The organism is Bradyrhizobium sp. WSM1417 (genome assembly GCF_000515415.1).
Classification (GTDB): Bacteria; Pseudomonadota; Alphaproteobacteria; order Rhizobiales; family Xanthobacteraceae; genus Bradyrhizobium.
Window position 1 is genome coordinate 3,707,041 of the sequence record NZ_KI911783.1, and the last position, 19,048, is coordinate 3,726,088.

The 19,048-nt window shown below is 62.3% G+C and carries 15 protein-coding genes; 10 read left to right on the forward strand and 5 right to left on the reverse strand.

The window, feature by feature from the left end; genetic code table 11:
- Positions 1–3: 3 nt before the first annotated feature.
- Genes fetB through BRA1417_RS0117790 form a run of 3 tightly spaced genes read right to left on the reverse strand, consistent with a single transcriptional unit; the run spans position 4 to position 2,435 of the window.
- Entirely contained in the window at positions 4–804 is an 801-nt protein-coding gene (gene fetB / locus BRA1417_RS0117780; RefSeq protein ID WP_027516931.1) for an iron export ABC transporter permease subunit FetB, read from the reverse strand.
- A complete protein-coding gene (locus BRA1417_RS0117785) occupies positions 801–1,397 on the reverse strand; it encodes an ATP-binding cassette domain-containing protein (RefSeq protein WP_027516932.1) in 597 nt (198 codons plus the stop codon). Before BRA1417_RS0117785 ends, fetB begins: the two co-directional genes overlap by 4 nt.
- A gap of 3 nt (positions 1,398–1,400) precedes the next feature.
- Positions 1,401–2,435, reverse strand: coding sequence for a Cj0069 family protein (locus BRA1417_RS0117790; protein ID WP_027516933.1), 1,035 nt, complete (start codon positions 2,433–2,435; stop codon positions 1,401–1,403).
- Between the two features lie 476 nt (positions 2,436–2,911).
- On the opposite strand from BRA1417_RS0117790, the gene BRA1417_RS0117800 reads away from it, so the two are divergent.
- From BRA1417_RS0117800 to BRA1417_RS0117840, 9 genes are all read left to right on the forward strand, one after another.
- Entirely contained in the window at positions 2,912–3,145 is a 234-nt protein-coding gene (locus BRA1417_RS0117800; protein ID WP_007593473.1) for a hypothetical protein, read from the forward strand.
- A 17-nt stretch (positions 3,146–3,162) separates the two neighbouring features.
- Positions 3,163–4,062, forward strand: a complete 900-nt coding sequence (locus tag BRA1417_RS0117805) for a DUF1259 domain-containing protein (protein ID WP_027516935.1) — start codon at positions 3,163–3,165, stop codon at positions 4,060–4,062.
- Between the two features lie 15 nt (positions 4,063–4,077).
- Entirely contained in the window at positions 4,078–4,761 is a 684-nt protein-coding gene (locus BRA1417_RS0117810) for a hypothetical protein (RefSeq protein ID WP_245286244.1), read from the forward strand.
- 29 nt (positions 4,762–4,790) lie between these two features.
- Positions 4,791–5,291 carry a heme-binding protein gene (locus BRA1417_RS0117815; protein ID WP_027516937.1) on the forward strand — a complete coding sequence of 167 codons (501 nt, stop codon included), beginning with the start codon at positions 4,791–4,793 and terminating at the stop codon, positions 5,289–5,291.
- 685 nt (positions 5,292–5,976) lie between these two features.
- Positions 5,977–8,331: a family 16 glycoside hydrolase gene (locus BRA1417_RS40555; RefSeq protein WP_051448351.1), complete on the forward strand. Its 2,355-nt coding sequence runs from the start codon at positions 5,977–5,979 to the stop codon at positions 8,329–8,331.
- A 292-nt stretch (positions 8,332–8,623) separates the two neighbouring features.
- Positions 8,624–8,989 (forward strand): hypothetical protein, encoded by a 366-nt coding sequence (locus BRA1417_RS0117825; protein WP_027516938.1) that lies wholly within the window; start codon positions 8,624–8,626, stop codon positions 8,987–8,989.
- Positions 8,990–9,089: 100 nt separating this feature from the next.
- The gene (locus BRA1417_RS0117830) at positions 9,090–9,482 is read left to right on the forward strand and encodes a FixH family protein (RefSeq protein WP_027516939.1); all 393 of its coding nucleotides are present in this window, start codon (positions 9,090–9,092) and stop codon (positions 9,480–9,482) included.
- 84 nt (positions 9,483–9,566) lie between these two features.
- Positions 9,567–10,991, forward strand: coding sequence for an efflux RND transporter periplasmic adaptor subunit (locus BRA1417_RS0117835; protein WP_027516940.1), 1,425 nt, complete (start codon positions 9,567–9,569; stop codon positions 10,989–10,991).
- Entirely contained in the window at positions 10,988–14,158 is a 3,171-nt protein-coding gene (locus BRA1417_RS0117840; protein WP_027516941.1) for an efflux RND transporter permease subunit, read from the forward strand. The genes BRA1417_RS0117835 and BRA1417_RS0117840 overlap by 4 nt, the downstream gene beginning before the upstream one ends.
- A gap of 407 nt (positions 14,159–14,565) precedes the next feature.
- Here the strand turns inward: BRA1417_RS0117840 and rnk are convergent, their stop codons facing one another.
- Complete coding sequence (gene rnk / locus BRA1417_RS0117845; RefSeq protein ID WP_035968618.1) at positions 14,566–14,979, reverse strand: nucleoside diphosphate kinase regulator; 414 nt, start codon at positions 14,977–14,979, stop codon at positions 14,566–14,568.
- A 9-nt stretch (positions 14,980–14,988) separates the two neighbouring features.
- Complete coding sequence (locus BRA1417_RS0117850; protein ID WP_027516943.1) at positions 14,989–15,480, reverse strand: GreA/GreB family elongation factor; 492 nt, start codon at positions 15,478–15,480, stop codon at positions 14,989–14,991.
- A gap of 646 nt (positions 15,481–16,126) precedes the next feature.
- Here BRA1417_RS0117850 and BRA1417_RS0117855 point away from each other — a divergent pair.
- Complete coding sequence (locus BRA1417_RS0117855) at positions 16,127–19,048, forward strand: monovalent cation/H+ antiporter subunit A (RefSeq protein ID WP_027516944.1); 2,922 nt, start codon at positions 16,127–16,129, stop codon at positions 19,046–19,048.

Sequence of the window (19,048 nt, forward strand, 5' to 3'; positions counted from 1 at the left end):
ATTCTACTCGGCAGTGGAAATTCGATCGAGGCATAATCGATGCCGGTGATCGGTGAGAAGGCGAGCGCCTCCCATCACGGCAGCGAGCGTTCCCAATCCCGTCCCGCCGGCGATCAAGAACATGATCAAGAGTTGATACTTGACGGCGTCGATCGGTTCGACGCCTGCAAGGATTTGACCGGTCATCATCCCCGGCAAAGAGACAAGGCCGATCGCGGCCATGCTGTTCATGATTGGCGTGAAGCCGCTTCTCAATGCGTCCCGCAGGACCGGCAGCAACGCCTGATACCTGGTCCCGCCAAGAGCAAGGCAAGCTTCGACGGCTGCTCGTTCGCGCACCAGTGTATTCGTCAGCACGTCCAGGCCCAGGCTTATTCCTGTCATGGTGTTGCCCAGGATCATGCCCAACAATGGCAGCGCATAGCGCGGATGATACCACGGATCCGGACGTAGCTCCGTCAGAAGCGCGAACATCGTGACGGTGCCGGCCGCGAGCAGCATGCATCCCGCTCCCAAGCCATAGCTCCAGATACCCGGCAGGCGTCGCTTTTGCCGAGCGACGATTTCCCGTGATGCGAACAGAACCATGATGAAGGCGGCGAGGGCGGTCCAGAGCGGCGAGACCGCGGCGAACAGGAACGTCAATACGTATCCGACGAGCACCAGCTGAAGCACCATTCGCACGGTGGCGATGGCCAGCTGCTTTTCAAGCTTGAGGCGAAGAGCAAGCGAGAGAGCGCCGTCCATGACGACAAGGAGCGCGGGCAGAACCAAATCGCCGTAGGCCAAGTGAATGTAACTCACGGCCCGTTTTCCTCGATTCCGCCCTCGGCATTCATCACAAGGACCCTCGACCCGACGCGGCGGGCCTGGGCGTTGTCGTGAGTGCTCCAGACGACACTCGTTCCATTCGAAATGCGTTCCGCGATCAAGGATTCCACGGCCGCCGTCGATGCCGAATCGAGGGCCGAAGTCGGCTCGTCCAGGAGAAGAACGCGCGACCGCAGCATCAGCGCCCGCACCAGCCCCAGCCGTTGTCGCTCGCCGGTCGAAAGTCTTTGGATCGGCCAGGGACCACAACTGCGCGGTAACCCCAGTCTCGTGACCAATGGCAAGGCATCATCCCAGCCATCGAAGTGATCTTGTACGGTCTCCGACCACCAGCCCGGCTCGGCAGCGAGGTAGGTCACTCGCCTACGCCAGGCCGGGGCGGGCATGGCCTCCCTGAGCGTTCCGTCCAGTTTGACCATTCCTTCGTTGGGATCGAGATCCGCGATCGAGCGAAGCAGCTGGGTCTTGCCTACGCCGGAGGGCCCTTGCAGGGCGACGCATTCGCCGTCCTGCAAGTCGAATGAAACGGAGATGTGCAAGCGCTTGAGCGCGCGGACCGTCAGCATATGTCAAAGCTTGCGCTGGAGCCGGTCGGCAACCCGCCTCGCGATCTCCACCGGCGCCTCGTCCGGATAAGGATGCACCGAGCTGACATTGATCTCACCGAGGACATAGCTGTCGGTCCCGTCGGGAAGGACCGGGCCAAGCATGAAGTCGGCGTCCCAGATCATTGGCAGGTCATCTCGCGCGATATCTAGCAACGAGGTCAGCTCCGGCGTCCACTCATCTTCCATCAACCGACGCAGCCGCTGGAAGCGCGGGTCTGCGTTGGACGAATAGAGCCGTGGTCCGGCCTCGGCGCGTGCGGCCGGCGAGTCGATCAGGGCTTTGACCTTGTGATAGCCGAAGCCGGCGCAGCGATCGCCCGCCATGTAGCAACGTACGACGCCCTCGCTCAGGCGAGGCTGGAATGGCTGATCGACCACGCTGCCATTTTCGTAATACTCCGCGCAGCGACGGAGAAAATCATCCAGTGTCAGTTCCTCAGGCGCGTCCTTGGTCGCGTCCAGCACCTTTATCATGGAGGAGGTCGGCAGACTCTCGACCTTCCAGACGCCTTGGCCGCCATTGCCCCGGTTGCGCTTGATCACGCGCGGACCAGCGGCGAGCCGCGTCGGTAACTCGGCGCGCATCGCCGCAGCGGTTTCATATAGCGCCGTGTCGCTTCCCCAGCCCATCGAGCGGGTACGATACAGTACCTCCTTGGTGCCCATCTTGAGAATGACCTCCGGATGAGCGCTGACCCACACGCCCCGTGCGGCGACATCGCGCAGCAAGGCGTCGAGGCCAATGCGACTTCGACCGTCCTGAATGGGGTTAACCCAGACTAGCACGCCGTCCACCGCGAGCAATTGTTCACGGACCTCCTCGGCGTAGCTTTCGTCATAGATCGCCGGCCGGGCTTCAATGCCGACGGCGGCGAGCGCTTCGAAAAGGTGCGCGAAGCGGCTGTTTTGCGCCGTCACGTCCCGCCGCGCGGCAGCGTCTCCGCGTGAGAGGATGGCGACGGTGTGTTGGTGAGAAGGGTGTCGTTCGGTGTCCATGCGCAAGCTCCACAAATGGCGTGCTGCGCAGAGCTTGGACCGAGGCCTCACGGGGAGTCTGCTTTGTCCCCACGACAAGGACAGTAGCGAGCCCGTCCGCGAGTTTCAAGACGTGGCTGGCGCGGTTCCGCGGAGCGGTGAACTCTTTGTGACGGCCGCCGGCGACTTCGGTGGGCCGCCCGAAGCACGCGCCCGTTGACAGCCCCCGCCCTCGGGTTTTTACTTGGGGCTCGGGGACGTGCGATCTCCCCGTGAGGCGACATGCCCAAGCATCGCGTCCTGATCACGAAGGGCGCAGCATGTCATCATACATCCCCGATTTCATCCGTCACACTGGCTCGACTTTTCGGCGCGGCGTCCGCGCCGGTTGCATCGCTGTGCGCACCGATGCCCGCGGCCTCCGCCTTGTGGGCATCGCGTAGGGGAGGATCGCGAAACGGACTTCACCTGGGGCAGGACAAACCAGGAGAACGATCATGCGAACACGAACAATCTTCCGCACGGTCCTGTTGCTCGCGGTCGCGGGCGGGCTGTCGAGTGTGCACGCTCTGACGCAGGAGGAACTCGTCGCCAGGATCCAGGCGGCCGGTTACGCGCAGGTGAGCGATATCAAGTCGACGGCCGAAGGCATCACCGCCAAGGCGGTGAAGAACGGCAAGGCGGTGACGCTCGTCGTCGACAGCAGCGGCCAGGTCAAAGAGCGAAACTGAAGGTGAGGAGTAGGACGATGAAAAGAAACATCTGGGCCATGGTCGGCGCCTGCCTTCTTGCATTTCGTTTCGGTCCCGTCCCCGCATACGCGCAAGACGCCGAATGGCAGAAGGTGGACGAGACATTGGGGCGCAAGCCCGCCATCTCGGACGACGTCCGCCGCTACGGTTTTCCCCGTAGCGATCTCTCCGTGACTCTGGACGGGATTTCGATCAGGCCGGCGCTGGCGCTGGGCGGTTGGCTTGCGTTCAAGCCTGCGCATGGCGGTGCCATGGTCATGGGCGACCTCGTGCTGCTCGAGACCGAGATCAATCCCGTGATGGCGAAGATGATCGCGAGCGGGCTCGAGATCACCGCCGTACACAATCATCTGCTGCGTGCGAGTCCGGCCACGTTCTACATGCACATCGCCGGACACGGCGACGCCGTCAAACTGGCCTTGGCGATCCATGATGGGCTTGCCGAAAGCAAGACCCCGCTGACGGTCACGGCGCCGGCGAGCCCGCCGCCCGCCATCGACCTCGACACCGCGAAGCTCGACCAGATCATCGGAGTGAACGGGAAAGCGAACGGCGGCGTCTACCAGTTCAACGTGAAGCGGCGCGATCCGATCACGCAAGACGGCATGTTGCTGACGCCCGTCGCCGCGATGGGCGTCGCGATCGCCATCAATTTCCAGCCAACGGGCGCGGGGAGGGCGGCCATCACCGGCGACTTCGTGCTGACCAGCGACGAGGTGAACCCCGTCATCCTGGCGCTTCGGACCCACGGCATCGAGGTAACGGCGCTGCACAGCCACATGCTGGACGAACAGCCGCGGCTCTTCTTCATGCACTTCTGGGCCAATGACGATGCCGTCAAGCTCGCCGAGGGCCTCCGCGCAGCGCTCGACAAGACGGCGAGCACGAAGGGCTGATGCATGGACAAGCTCATGAACAAGCTCATGAACAAGCTCTTGGACAAGCTCATGGGCAAGCTTGCGCTGGCATGCATGCTGGCTTTGTTAATGGGAGGGAACGCCATGGCCGAGACCTTGAATTTCGACAACACTGCTGCCGGAACTTCGCCCGACGGGTGGACTTTGACGATGACCGGCAAGGGACAGCCGAAATGGACCGTGGAGGCCGAGTCCACAGCGCCAAGCAAGCGGAACGTTCTCAAGCAATCCGGCCGCGCAACTTTTCCCCTCGCTATCAAACGCGATACGTCCATCCGTGACGGCTTCGTCGAGGTGAAATTCAAGGCCGTCGCAGGCTCGGAGGACCGCGCGGCGGGAGTCATCTGGCGTGCGAAGGATGCCGACAATTACTACGTGGTCCGGGCGAACGCGCTGGAGGACAATGTCGTGCTGTACAAGACGGTCGATGGCGTTCGAACATCACTGGAGATCGTGGGTCGCAGAGGCGGCTATGGCGTCAGCGCGCCGGTGTCATCCGGGCAATGGCACCTGCTGCGCTGCGACTTCGCGGGACGTCGGTTCAAGGTGAGCTATGACGGCAAGCAATTGTTCGAGGTGGAAGACGCCACCATTGCGGACGCGGGCATGATCGGCCTGTGGACCAAGGCAGATAGCGTGACCCTGTTCGACGATCTGACATATGGTGAGATCAAATAGGCGTTTGGTCACCTATGCCGGAGATTGTCATGAACGTTCGATGCCTGTCGGTCGCGACGGCCCTGCTGATTGCGTCCATCTACCCGGTACGGGCGGAGGAAAGCTTGGTCGCCTACAAATCGCTCGGTCCCGAACTGGCGCTCGATCTTGCGCGCGCTGCGTTGGCGAACTGCCGGACCCGCGGATACCAGGTTGCAGTTGCCGTGGTCGATCGCTTTGGCGTCACGCAAGTGATGTTGCGCGACCGCTTTGCAGGCCCTCACACGCCCTCGACGGCAGCAGGCAAGGCGTGGACGGCCGCCTCGTTCAAGACCAGCACGACCGAGCTGAATGCGATCAGCCAGCCGGGCATGATGCAGGCGGGCATTCGCAACCTTCCCGGAGCGGTCGTCATCGCCGGAGGACTGATCGTCGAAGCCGGCGGCTCCCTGGTCGGAGCGGTCGGCGTGTCCGGCGCGCCGGGCGGCGACGCGGACGAAGCGTGCGCGAAAGCCGGAATTGACGCCATACGCGACAAGCTGGACTTCTGAGGCGTTGTTCGCGAGCCGGGCGGCCGTCTGATCCACAGGGATGAGCAGACGCGCCGCCTTCACGCTGAGGTGTGACCGCTCATCGACAGGATATGACAATCACCGGTCGTCGCGCCAACCTGAGAAGTAACACCGTCGAGCCTCCCCAACGATTGTTCTCGATAAGCCCATGTCAGCGAGAAGCCGGTCGTCCTGTTCGAGAAGCTCGTCGTATTGGCGTCGCCGTGTGATGCCGTCCAGCAGCGCGAGCGTGAGTTTCCAGAACCATCCAGGGTTTGGAGAAGGAACGAAGGCTGCGTTGGATGTGCAGATTGAGCCAGTGGTGCTGTCGCAAGACATGTTTCACCTCCATAAAGGAGCGAAACAACGCTTGGCTCGAAAGCTGGTCGGGCGGTTGTATTTGACCCGATAGCTCCTGCTATCATGCTCGTCTTTGCCGCACAAGTGATCGCTGAGGGCTCGCGCAGATAGGTCGGGATCAGCTGGCGATATGCACAATGGTGTCCCCGAGCGGTCTGAGGCGGGTCGCCGCGGAAATGGATGCCGTCGCTCTGCCGATTTGGGGCAGAGTTCAATGGGTGATCAAACGGGTTGCAGACCTGTTTGGTCGGATTGTGTGAAGCTCTTCATAAGCGCAGTGATTGAGGCGATGTAATCCTGTTTCGGGGACGAATAGGAGCATGCCATGCTGCCACGCCTCAATCCCGATGCGAACGTTCTCACTGATGTCCAGCAGACGGCGTTTTCGTACGACGTTCTCGGTCGCTGGTGCTGCAGCACGTGGCACGAAGTTGCGAACAATGGTGGCGATCCCTTTGATGTCGTCGTTGTTGGTGCGGGCATGTTCGGCGGTTACATTGCCGAGAAGCTCTATCGGCGCGGCGAGGGCGTTGGCCTTCGGGTGTTGTTGCTGGATCCAGGGTCGTTCCTGGTACCCACGCACGTGCAAAACCTGCCTCGCCTTGCGCTCGGCGGGCCGGCCGAGCAGGTGGTCAACAGCAATGCAAGTGACCCGGGCCCGCAAAATATCGTCTGGGGCCATCCTTGGCACAGCAGCCAGGATTTTCCGGGAATGGCCTACTGTATCGGCGGTCGATCCCTGTACTGGGGAGGCTGGTCGCCGCGCCTCACTCCCGCCGATCTCGGCGCGCGACCGGCAGATGAGGTCGCCTGGCCGGCAGATGCGGCGAGCTATCTGCTCGCCAATTACGAGGCCGTCGAAATCGAAATGGGCGTGAAGCCCACCACCGACTACATTTCAGGGTCGCTGTTCGAAAAATTGAGCGCGCGATTTGAAGGGGTCATTGGCGCCGGCCAATCCGTCGAGGAGGCCCCACTTGCCGTCCAGGGCAGATCGCCCGAGTCGGGGCTTTTCCCGTTCGACAAGTACAGTAGCGCCTATATCCTGTTCGATGCGGTCCGCGAAGACATCGGAAAGCGTTGGCGGAATAACATTGATGCTTGGCGGCATCTGATGATCTTGCCGCGAACCCAAGTGGTCAGGCTGGCCACATCCGGCAACCGGGTGACCGAAGTTGAACTGCTGGTAGATGGTCAGCAGCAGTTTCTTCGCCAGCCCCTGATTTCCCCCGACTGCATTTTCGTGCTGGCAGCCGGCACCATCGAATCAACGCGACTTGCATTGGATTCTCTGCAGGCTCCGGCATTGGGCACGAAGCGCATGGGTTCCAATCTGATGGCGCATCTGCGCAGCGACGTCACCGCCCAGATCCGTCGTTCCGCGATTCCCGGCCTGCCTGCGCACCCGACCGAGCTGGAGATGGCTGCGCTGCTCGTGCGCGGGACAACGAGTGATGGTCACGAGTATCACCTGCAGGTCACGGCAAGCGCAGGTAGCAGCTCCGACGCGAGCCTGTTTACGGCCGTTCCCGATCTGGATCTGCTGGATGCACTCCGAGCCAACCAGGACCCGGGATGGATCGCGATTACGTTGCGCGCCATCGGGCAAATGATCGGGCATCCCAGTGCCCAACCCGGTGCTAGCAAGCAGAGCTGGATCAATCTCGCTTGGCAAAACGACCCGCGGACCGGAACGGCGCGCGCATGGGTCAATCTCGATCCCTCGGATGCCGACGTGAAGGCGTGGCAGGAGATGGAGGATGCGGGCGTGGCGCTTGCAAAAGCGGTGGCGGGGAATTCTGCGGACATCCGCAACGTCAAGGTCAACCGAAACAAGATCGGCACGACGCATCATGAAGCCGGCACATTGTGGATGGGGTCGCCCGGTCAGTCCGTCACGGATTCATTCGGCAAATTTCATCACCTCACCAACGCCTACGTTGCCGGACCAGCTCTGTTTCCGGTCATCGGATCGGCAAATCCGTCACTCACGGCCACGACGCTGGCCCGGCGAACGGCAGATGCGATCGTCAGCAGCAAAACTGTTGCTCCCGACCTCGCCTTCAAGCCGCTATTCACCGGTTCGCGCCAGGGATGGCAGATGGCCGGCGGCGGTGACTTTCTTACCGTTTTTGGATCGATCCTGGAGGCGCAGCCGAACGGATTGGGCCTGCTTTGGTACACGCGGCAGGTCTTCCGCAATTTTATGCTGAAGGTCGATTGGTTGTCCTTCAATCCGACGACCAACGTCCCGGGTGGCCGTGCCGACAATTCCGGCGTGTTGATCCGTTTCCCTGCGCTGAATGCCAGCGATCCCGGCAATGACTGGAAGCTCGCATCGGACAAGGGCTACGAGATTCAGATCGACGACATGGGTTTCAACGTCGATACCGGACAAAACTTCAGCGCGCTGCATCAAACGGGTGCCGTCTATGGACTGGCCCCCTCTTCATTAATCGCCTCGAAGCCCGCAGGTCAGTGGAATACATTCGAGATCGAAGCCACCGACGCGGCGATAAGCGTCAGCCTGAACGGGCAATTGGTCTCAAGCTACGCAATTCAAGCCAACGACGGACGCCGTCGACAGGGACATATCGGATTGCAGTGCCACACCGGCAACGTGCAATTCAGGAATGTGATGATCCGCGCTTTGCCGGACACAGGCGCTCCCATCGCGTGAGGACTGCCAAGGGCTGAATCGGTCTCGATAGCCGTGCTGCTTGTGTCACCATTTCGGTTTTGGGCGTGGTCAACTTTGCGACCCGCTGCCGGGCCGCTCCGCTCGCACCCGGGATCTGTCCGCCGAGCTTTGACGGTCCGGTGCCGCTGACGCTGGTCGGACCGCCCGTCGTCCGTTGGGGCCGGACCGGCCGCCGTCCGGCCCCGGTCACGAACCCTTGACCGGGATCAATGACTGTTTTCGGTGCCCGAGTATGGTACTGAGACCGTGTTCCGCCCGAAAGCTGATATTGATGCAGTTCGTCCGTACCATCCTGGCATTCGCCATCGCCATATCCTTGGCGGTGCTGCCGGCTGGCGTGTCCGCGGCGAACCTCGCGATGTCGTCCGATGACATGGCGACCACCATGCACATGAGCGGCGCCGGGGACATGTCGATGGACGATTGCTGTCCCGACATGAAGGGAACGGGCTCCCACACTGGCGGCTCCAAGTGCGGGATGGGCTTCTGCTGCGTTGGCGGGATCATCGCGCTCGGTGATGTCAGACCGGTCGCTTTTGAATATCTCGCCGTGGCGGCCAGCAAGATGACCCTTCCAGCCGACCAGGTTGTCTGCTTCCGCGGCGCCAGTCCTCCTTTCCGACCACCTCGAATCTGATCTCGCAAAGCCCGTGACGCGAGCGGCATGCCTGCTCGCGACGATGACTGACGTGCGCGCTTTTCGCCACGGCGATAGATCAATTCATGAGGACAGGACAATGCTTTCCAGATTCAGCACCGCGGCTCTTGCCGCCACCCTTTCGCTCGCCGCTTCCGTCGCGATGGCGGGCGCCGGCGACTACGCCTTCGATCCGGTCAATCCGCAATTGAAGAAGGGCGAAGACGTCACGCTCGCCGTTCGCTTGACGAACAAGCAGACCGGCAAGCCCGTGCCGGACGCGGTCGTCTTCAAGACCCGCGTCGACATGGCGCCGGACGGGATGGCCGAAATGGAGTCGGCGGTCGCACCGCTGCCCTCCAAGGAGCCCGGTGTGTACGCCTTCAAAACGGACCTGCCGATGGCCGGCCGCTACCAGATGACGCTATCGGCGAAGGTGCAGGGCGAACCCGAGACCGTCATCGGCAAGGTGATCGTCACGGCGACGAAGTGAGCGTTCGGGCGCTGCCCCGGCGGCGCCCGACATTCCCCTTTTCATTCACATGGATGCGCGCTCCCGGGCGCGCGGATACACGACATGAAAACGCTGCGTCTCCTGACGGCTCTTGCGCTGGGCGGCGGCCTGGCCCTGGCCGGTTACTGGCATTTGAACCGTGCGCGAGGGCTCCTCGATGCCGAGATCATATCGGCCGCGGCTGCCGCCGAGCCAACTCCGCTCTATTACCGCGATCCGGGCGGTGCGCCGCTTTGGTCTGCCGGTCCGAAGAAGGACGAGCGCGGCCGGGACTACCTGCCGGTCTATGACGACGATCAGGCGGTCCAGGCCGGACCGAAGGCGCAGCAGGCGTTTTCGCGGAAAATCCTCTATTACCGCAATCCCATGGGCCTGCCAGACACCTCGCCGGTGCCGAAGAAGGATTCGATGGGGATGGATTATGTCCCCGTTTACGAAGGCGACGACACCGACGACGGCACCGTGAAGCTGTCGCCCGGCAAGATCCAGCGCACGGGCGTGAAGTCCGAGCCGGTCGAGCGGCGCTCGATGCGGGTCGCGATGAAGGCGCCCGGTACGATCCAACTCGATGAACGCCGCATATCGGTGATCGCGATGCGCGCCGAAAGCTTCGTGCAGAAGGTCGCCGACGTGACCACCGGCACGCGCGTCAAGGCGGGCCAGCCGCTGATGGAAATCTACAGTTCGGCGGTCGCCTCCGCAGCGGCGGAATATCTCGCGACGATCACCTCCAAGACGGTCGGCGGCGTCGAGACGTATGGCCGCGGCTCGCGACAGCGGCTGGTCAATCTCGATGTTCCCGATGCGGTTATCGCGGAGATGGACAGGACGCACACCTCGCCGGTCACCATACGCTGGTCTGCGCCGCGCGATGGAGTCGTGCTCGAGCGTAGCGCGATCGAAGGTATGCGGGCCAATCCCGGCGACGTGCTGTTCCGGATCGCGGACACCTCGGTTGTCTGGGCGCTGGTCGACGTGGCCGAGCGCGATCTCGGCAGCATCGCGGTGGGGCAGTCTGTCGCCGTGCGCGCACGCGGTTTCCCCGGCCGAACCTTCACCGGGACGATCGCCGTTGTCTATCCGCAGGTGAACCGCGACACGCGAACCGTTCGTGTCCGGATCGAGCTTGCCAATTTGGACGCGATGCTGCTGCCGGACATGTACGTCGATGCCGAGATCGACACGGCCGATGCCGCGCCCGTCCTGGCGATACAGGACAGTGCGGTGCTCGACACCGGCAGCCGGCAGAGCGTCCTCGTCGACACAGGGGAAGGGCGTTTCGAACCGCGCGAGGTCAAGCTTGGTCGTCGCGGCGGCGGTTACGTCGAGGTGCGGGATGGTCTCGCGGAGGGCGAGGCGGTCGTTACCTCCGCCAACTTCCTGATCGATGCGGAGAGCAACCTGAAGGCGGCGCTGAAGGGGTTTGGCGAGGCGGCGTCCCGAGCCACCGACGCCGGCCCTAACCATGCAACGGGAGATCACAAATGATCGCCCGAATCATCGCCTGGTCGGCGCGCAATCTGCTGCTCGTGCTGTTCGGTACCGGCTTCGCTGCCGCCGCCGGCCTCTATGCCCTGGTCCACCTCCCGCTGGATGCGATCCCGGACCTCTCGGACACGCAAGTCATCGTTTACACCGAGTATGCCGGGCAGGCGCCGCAGGTGATCGAGGATCAGGTCACCTATCCGCTGACGACGGCGATGCTCACCGTGCCGAAATCGAAAGTCGTGCGCGGCTTCTCGTTCTTCGGCGTCTCCTTCGTTTACGTGATCTTCGAGGACGGCACCGATATCTACTGGGCGCGCTCGCGCGTGATGGAATTCCTGAACGGCGCCTCGTCCAGACTTCCTACCGGTGTCACCCCAACCATCGGTCCCGATGCGACCGGCGTCGGCTGGGTCTACCAGTACGCCGTGATATCGAAGGAATTGAACCTGGCGGACACGCGCACGATCCAGGACTGGAATCTGAAGTTCGCGCTGGCCAAGGCCGATGGCGTCGCCGAGGTCGCCAGCATCGGCGGTTTCGTCAAGCAGTACAACGTGGTCCTCGACCCGCAGCGGATGCGCGACCGCGGCATCAGCATGCAAAAAATACGTGAGGCGATCCGCGCCAGCAACGCCGATGTCGGCGGGCGCACCGTCGAGCTCTCCGAGTTCGAATACGTCATCCGCGGCAGGGGTTACATCAAGAGCATCAACGATCTCGGCAACATCGTGCTGAAGACGAGCAACGGCACGCCGGTGTTGCTGCGGGACGTCGCCAACGTCGAGCTCGGGCCGGACGAGCGGCGAGGCATCGCCGAATTGAACGGCGAGGGCGAGGTCGCAAGCGGCATCGTGCTGCAGCGGTTCGGCGTCAACGCCCTCGACGTCATCGAAAACGTCAAGAAGCGCTTCGGGGAGATCGCCAGCAGCCTGCCGAAATCGGTCGAGATCGTACCGGTCTACGACCGGTCGAACCTGATCTATGCGGCCATCGATACCCTCAAGCACACCCTGTTCGAGGAGAGCGTCGTCGTTGGGCTCGTCTGCATCGTGTTCCTTCTGCATGTCCGCAGCGCGCTGGTCGCGATCCTGATGTTGCCGGTTGGCGTGCTGATGGCGTTCGGCGCCATGAAACTGCTCGGGCTGGGATCGAACATCATGAGCCTCGGCGGTATCGCGATCGCGATCGGCGCCATGGTGGACGCCGCCATCGTCATGATCGAGAACGCACATAAGCACCTCGAACGGGCGAGACCCCATCAGTCCCGGGTGCAGATTCTGATCGACGCAGCATCCGAGGTCGGTCCCGCGCTCTTCTTCAGCCTGTTGATCATTACCGTGTCGTTCATGCCGATCTTCACCCTGGAATCGCAGGAGGGCCGATTATTCAGCCCGCTGGCGTTCACGAAAACCTTCTCCATGGCTGCCGCGGCCTTGCTGTCCGTTACCTTGGTGCCGGCGCTGATGGTGATCTTCGTCCGCGGCAGGATTGTCCCGGAGAGCAGGAACGTCATCAATCGCTTCCTGATCTGGGTCTATCGTCCCGTGATCAAGGGGGTTCTGCGCGCCAAGACGCTGGTCATCCTGGTTTCGCTCGTCGTGCTTGCGGTGACAATCTGGCCGGCGCGCCAGCTCGGCACGGAATTCATGCCCGCGCTGAACGAGGGAACGCTGCTCTACATGCCGACGACGCTGCCCGGCATTTCGGTCACCAAGGCGGCCGAGCTGATGCAGATGCAGGACCGCATCATCAAATCGTTCCCGGAGGTCGCTTCGGTCTACGGCAAGGCGGGACGGGCCGCCACTGCGACCGATCCCGCACCGACGGAGATGTTTGAAACGATCGTCAACTTGAAGCCGAAGGAGCAGTGGCGTTCCGGCGTTACGGTCGACGGCCTTGTCGCCGAGATGGACAAGGCGTTGCAATTCCCGGGCGTCTCCAACGCCTGGACCATGCCGATCAAGGCGCGCATCGATATGCTCTCCACCGGCATCCGCACGCCGGTCGGCGTTAAGGTCATGGGCGCGGACCTCGTCGAGATCGACCGGCTCGCAAAGCAGATCGAACGCGTCGTCAAGACCGTGCCCGGCACGTCGTCGGCCTACGCCGAACGCGGCATCGGCGGCTATTATCTCGAGATCGTTCCGGATCGCGAGGCGCTCGCCCGTTACGGCATCCTGATCCAGGACGTTCAGGACACCATCGCGGCCGCGCTCGGCGGTCAGACGGTCACGACGACCGTGGAGGGCCGGCAGCGGTTCACGGTGAACATGCGCTATCCGCGTGACCTCCGCGACAATCCCAAGGCGATCGCGAGCGACATCCTGGTGCCGATGCCTTCGGGCGGCGCCGTGCCCCTCGGCGAGGTGGCCAAGGTTGAGCCGGCACGCGGGCCGACCTCGATCCGAACGGAGAACGGCCAGCTTGCGACCTACATCTACGTCGACATCCGCGATCGCGACATCGGGAGCTACGTCGCGGATGCGCAGCGCGCCGTCACCGAAAGCATCCAGTTTCCGGCCGGCTACTACGTGATATGGAGCGGCCAATACGAATATCTGCAGCGCGCCGCCGCCCGCCTGAAGATCGTCGTTCCGGTGACGCTTACGATCATCTTCCTGTTGTTGTACCTGAACTTCCGGGCGATGACCGAGACCCTCATCGTGATGCTGTCGCTGCCGTTCGCGCTGGTCGGCGGCATCTGGATGATGTGGTGGCTCGGCTTCAACCTGTCCGTTGCTGTCGCGGTCGGCTTCATCGCTCTCGCCGGCGTTGCCGCCGAGACGGGCGTCGTGATGCTGATCTACCTCGATCACGCGCTGGTCGAGACAAGAGCCAGGTGCAGCGCTGACGGCAGGGTCTTTACCCGACGAGACCTTCACGATGCCATCATGGTGGGTGCGGTCGAGCGTGTGCGGCCCAAGATGATGACGGTGGTCGCGATCATGGCCGGTCTGCTGCCGATCATGTGGAGCACCGGAGCCGGATCGGAGATCATGCAGCGCATTGCGGTGCCCATGATCGGCGGCATGACGTCATCGACAGTGCTGACGCTCGTCGTGATCCCCGCGATTTTCGGCCTGGTGAAGGGGCGGGGGCTTCCGCCGGGTGAGCGAACGGCTCCTGCCGATGAGGGGGCCATGCGCGTTCCGCAAGCTGCCGAATAGGTGAGGACGAGGTCGTCGTTCTCGGCAATGTGTCCTGCAATAAAACACCCGCGCCGGACTGCTCCGCGCGGGTTAGCTATGTCTTCGACCGCGAATTCCTGGCGCGTTCGTCGCTCTCGAACTGCCATCGGATCGACTGCGCCGGAAGCGTATCCTTTGGGAATTTTACCGGTGAACATTTGTTGATCTGCGCCGTCACCGAAGCTGCCGCGCGGGAATACTCCGCAATGTCCAAGGGATTAATGAGCATTGGCTTGCTCCGATACGTTCCGTCCCGATTGTAGTCGAGTGAGATCCAGACCGTCGGCGGGTTCGCGGGAAACGGCCAGATCCGGGCGCGACGCCTTGGGGACTTCGCGCCGACATCGCAAGACGGCAACGCTCGATCTGACTTAATGTACGGGGCCTTATTCGGACACCGCGAGAACGGTCAGGCCCCTGGTGCGCTTGTGGGGCGTCTCGAAGTCGATCCGCTGCCCCGGCGATAGGCCGATCAAGGCCGCTCCAACAGGCGTCAGGACCGAGATCCGATTGAGCTCGATGTTTGCCTCATGCGGATAGACCAGCACGATTTCTCGGCTCGCACCCGTCTCGTCATCGCGATAGGTCACTCTCGAGCCCATCCTGATCACGCCTTGCAAATTGTTCTCGTCCGTCACCGTGGCACGTTCCATTTCTCGGGCCAGAAAATGGGCCACTCGCGGAAACAGATCCATGCTCGAATTGGCCAAGGAACTGAGGCGCCGCGATTCGTCCTCAGTGATCTTGATCGGCGGCAACGCGGGCTGTTCTCGCCGGCTCTCAGCTTCGAAATTGCGCATTGGTCGCTCCTATGCTGCAGTTGGTCCGGGGTCGTCGTCGAACGGGTTGCCTGACCGCCTCGTCCCTCTCCGGAAGAGTGGGACGACCTTTGAATCCGATGGGGTCAGGCTTTGGACCCTGACGACATTCAGGCATCCGGCGATGAAGTACGGCATCTGGTCGCCGACCTGCAGTCCGATCAAAGCTGTACCCAGCGGGGTCAACACCGAAATGCAGGCGGGATCCGACCAGCACTCCTCGGGCCAGACCAGTTGCACGGTGCGACGCGGAACGCCCCAATTCGTGCAATGGGTGACCCATGATCCGATCGTCACGAAAGGACGGACCTTGTCCGCTTCGTCCGGGACGATATCGGCGCGGTTGATTTCGCCCATGAGGAATATCCCGTCCAAATCTCCTTTTTGGACGGCGAGGCGGGCGAGCTGTTCGAGCCGCGGATAGTCTGATGAGGTCAGTGCGATTTTTGGAAGAGGCAGCACGGCGCACTCCTTCTGCTTCAAGACGACCTCTCGAGTGGAGGTCACGAAAGCTGGAAAAGAGCCCGGACGGCGCGAACACCGTCCGGCTAACCGCCTGCTTGGAGGCGGCCGGCGTGAAGAGCAAAACGCGCGGTGCGCGCATCAATGTCGATGACATAAGCCATGATGCTCTGACTATAGTGGTTCATTTCCCTGGAAACATTGCGACGAAACCGCACAGCACCTGTACACGCGAAGTATCGAGAGGGACAAAGAAGCGTCTTTGAAGTGAGGGGGTCGGACAATCACGCGGTTTAATCGGCGTCGATCGCTTGCACCTGGCGATGGAACACTGAACGGGCGCCATGACATGCGATACCGCTCCGAGGTCAGCCCAGCTGAGGACACCGAGCCGGTCGAGATGAGTGGCTGGCGGTGATCGCGCTCTGCGGATTCTACGCGTTGCTCGGCGCTCTCGCGGCCCTCGTTGCCGCCGCGACTGGCACCCTTCCACACTGGATCTGAACCGCTCGATCGCGGAGCCAGTGTCTGCCCAAATGGCGGTTTCCGGGCCAAACCATCACAAGGGCGCTAAATCTAGCAGTGGAGATATCGATCCGCCTCGGCTAAGCATTTGAGGATCAGCGCAAGCATCTCTCCACCTCGCAGCCTGGGGCAATGAACGCAAATGTTCCTGCTTGCCGTTCTCGTCCTTCCTTTCGCAGGAAGCTTTATTGCGGCACTCTTGCGGGTCAATGCACGCAACGCTGAGGCGTGGCTCGCTGGAGCGGTCGCACTTACAGCTTTTTGCCTCATCGGCGCGTCTTATCCGAACGTGGCGAATGGCGGCGTTGTCGGGTGGCGGACGGACTGGGTCGCTGAACTTGGACTCGCGTTTGTGCTGAGGCTTGACGGGTTTGCATGGGCCTTCGCCATGCTGATCACCGGCATCGGCTTTCTGGTGGTGCTGTATGCCCGCTACTACATGTCACCCAGTGATCCCGTTCCGCGATTCTTCTCCCTCCTGCTCGCCTTCATGGGAGCAATGCTGGGAATCGTGCTCTCCGGCAACCTGCTCCAACTGGTTTTTTTCTGGGAGCTGACCAGTCTCTTTTCATTCCTGCTGATCAGTTACTGGCACCACAACGCGGCGGCGAGAGATGGCGCGCGGATGGCGCTGGTGATCACGTCGACGGGTGGGCTTTGCCTCTTCGCCGGCGTGCTGCTGATCGGGCACATCGTCGGCAGCTATGACCTGGAGCAGGTGCTGGCTTCCGGGAACGCGATCCGTTCGCACGCGCTTTATGTCCCCGCACTCGTTCTGATCCTTCTCGGCGCGCTCACCAAAAGCGCCCAATTCCCGTTTCATTTCTGGCTGCCGCACGCGATGGCCGCCCCAACTCCCGTTTCCGCTTATCTCCATTCGGCAACAATGGTGAAGGCTGGAGTCTTCCTTCTGGTGCGGCTCTGGCCGGCGATGGGTGGAACGAATGAATGGCTGTGGCTGGTGGGCTCGACCGGCCTGATCACGTTTTTTCTGGGCGCGTTTCTCGCCGTGTTCCAGCAGGATCTGAAGGGGCTATTGGCCTACTCGACGATCAGCCATCTCGGCCTGATCACACTTTTGACCGGACTCGATACCCCGTTCGGGCAGATCGCGGCGATTTTCCATATCATGAACCACGCGACCTTTAAGGCATCGCTGTTCATGGCGGCCGGCATCATCGATCACGAAACCGGCACGCGCGACATCCGCCGCCTTAGCGGGCTATGGGCCTTCATGCCGATTACGGCGACGCTGGCCATGGTGGCTGCCGCGGCAATGGCGGGAGTGCCGTTGCTGAACGGTTTTCTGTCGAAGGAAATGTTTTTTGCCGAGACGATCGAGGTCCATGACAACTCCCTCGTCGATCAGGCGCTGCCGTACATCGTCACTCTCGCCAGCACGTTCACGGTTGCTTATTCGCTGCGCTTCATTCGCGACGTGTTCTTCGGCCCGCCTCCAACCGGCTTGCCACGCGTTCCACATGAGCCGCCCCTGTTGATGCGACTTCCGGCCGAACTGCTCGTGCTGGCATGCCTCATCGTCGGCGTCGCGCCGGCTCTCACTGTGGCGCCGATCCTCGATACGGCTGCCCGGGCGGTTCTCGGCTCCGCGATGCCGGAGTACAGCCTTCGTCTCTGGCACGGAATTACGCCTGAACTTCTGATGAGCATCGTAGCGATGGCCGGTGGGTTGGGCGTCTACGTCATGCTGCGCTCCTACCTGCTCTCGCACGAGGGACCGCCCTTGCTCGGACGCATCAATGGCAAACGGATATTTGACTGGGCGTTGGTGACATTGTCCTGGCGGCTTGCACGATGGCTCGCCACCAATCTCGGCACGAGGCGTCTCCAACCACAATTGAGACTGTTGGCCGGCGTGGCGTTCGTCGCTGCCCTGCTGCCCCTCTACGCCCGCGGCCTCTCGCTGACGGGACCGTCAGAGAGGGAATTCGACCTCGTCTTTGGATTACTCTGGGTGGTCGGCGGTGGTTGCGCGGTGGGGACCGCGGTCCAGGCCAAATTTCATCGGGTGGTGGCGCTGATACTGCTCGGGACCGCGGGTCTCGTCACCTGCGTCAGCTTCGTCTGGTTGTCCGCTCCCGATGTCGCGCTGACGCAGATCGTCGTTGAGACGGTTACGACGGTTCTCCTGTTGCTCGGCTTGCGGTGGCTGCCGAAACGCATTGCGCGACCAGGCCCGGCCGAGGCGCCCGACAGCATTCGGTGGCAACGTGTTCGCGACTTCTCCATCGCGCTCCTCGCCGGGCTCGGTTTGGCCACCCTTGCGCTGGCAGCCATGCAGCTCCCGGACAATCACAGCATTTCGCGATACTTCGTGGAAAACGCATACACGAAGGGGGGCGGAACCAACGTGGTCAACGTCATCCTGGTGGATTTTCGCGGGTTCGATACGCTCGGCGAGATCACGGTGCTTGCGGTCGTCGCGCTGACCGTCTTTGCGCTTTTGCGCCGTTTCCGTCCGGCCCCCGAAAGCATTCCCGTTCCCGAACAGCAGCATGTCCAGGATGCCCACGACGAGGCTCATCCCGATCGACAGAAGGGCGACACTGCCAAGGACACGCTGGCTACTGCAGCATTGATGATGGGCTTGCTGTTTCCCGTGATCGGCGTCGTGGCCATCTTCCTTCTCTTGCGCGGGCACGACCTTCCGGGCGGCGGCTTCGTCGCCGGCATCGCAATGGCAACAGCGTTCATCCTGCAGTATATGGCTCGCGGCACGGTGTGGGTGGAAGCTCGTCTTCACGTCATGCCGGTGCGTTGGATGGGTTTCGGCCTCTTGCTGGCAGGGTTTGCGGGAGTTGCCGCCTGCGTTTTCGGACACCCCTTCCTGACCTCGTACTTTGCATATGCCGAACTGCCTCTGCTCGGTCGCGTCCCCGCGGCCAGCGCTCTTCTCTTCGATATCGGTGTGTTCTCGCTTGTCGTCGGCGCGACGGTCCTGATGCTCATCGCAATCGCGCATCAGTCGCTACGTCGCTATGGCGTGTCGCTCCAGGCGGGGCAACGCGCGCCCGGTGAGCGACCGAAAGAGGAGTTGGTGTAA

Coding starts and splice junctions, on each gene's coding strand:
- BRA1417_RS0117830 (WP_027516939.1), top strand. CDS start 9,090: ATGCTTTCCAGATTCAGCACCGCGGCTCTTGCCGCCACCCTTTCGCTC.
- BRA1417_RS0117800 (WP_007593473.1), top strand. CDS start 2,912: ATGCGAACACGAACAATCTTCCGCACGGTCCTGTTGCTCGCGGTCGCG.
- BRA1417_RS0117825 (WP_027516938.1), top strand. CDS start 8,624: ATGCAGTTCGTCCGTACCATCCTGGCATTCGCCATCGCCATATCCTTG.
- BRA1417_RS0117815 (WP_027516937.1), top strand. CDS start 4,791: ATGAACGTTCGATGCCTGTCGGTCGCGACGGCCCTGCTGATTGCGTCC.
- BRA1417_RS0117855 (WP_027516944.1), top strand. CDS start 16,127: ATGTTCCTGCTTGCCGTTCTCGTCCTTCCTTTCGCAGGAAGCTTTATT.
- BRA1417_RS0117835 (WP_027516940.1), top strand. CDS start 9,567: ATGAAAACGCTGCGTCTCCTGACGGCTCTTGCGCTGGGCGGCGGCCTG.
- BRA1417_RS0117790 (WP_027516933.1), bottom strand. CDS start 2,435: ATGGACACCGAACGACACCCTTCTCACCAACACACCGTCGCCATCCTC.
- BRA1417_RS0117810 (WP_245286244.1), top strand. CDS start 4,078: ATGAACAAGCTCATGAACAAGCTCTTGGACAAGCTCATGGGCAAGCTT.
- BRA1417_RS40555 (WP_051448351.1), top strand. CDS start 5,977: ATGCTGCCACGCCTCAATCCCGATGCGAACGTTCTCACTGATGTCCAG.
- BRA1417_RS0117840 (WP_027516941.1), top strand. CDS start 10,988: ATGATCGCCCGAATCATCGCCTGGTCGGCGCGCAATCTGCTGCTCGTG.
- BRA1417_RS0117805 (WP_027516935.1), top strand. CDS start 3,163: ATGAAAAGAAACATCTGGGCCATGGTCGGCGCCTGCCTTCTTGCATTT.
- rnk (WP_035968618.1), bottom strand. CDS start 14,979: ATGCGCAATTTCGAAGCTGAGAGCCGGCGAGAACAGCCCGCGTTGCCG.
- BRA1417_RS0117785 (WP_027516932.1), bottom strand. CDS start 1,397: ATGCTGACGGTCCGCGCGCTCAAGCGCTTGCACATCTCCGTTTCATTC.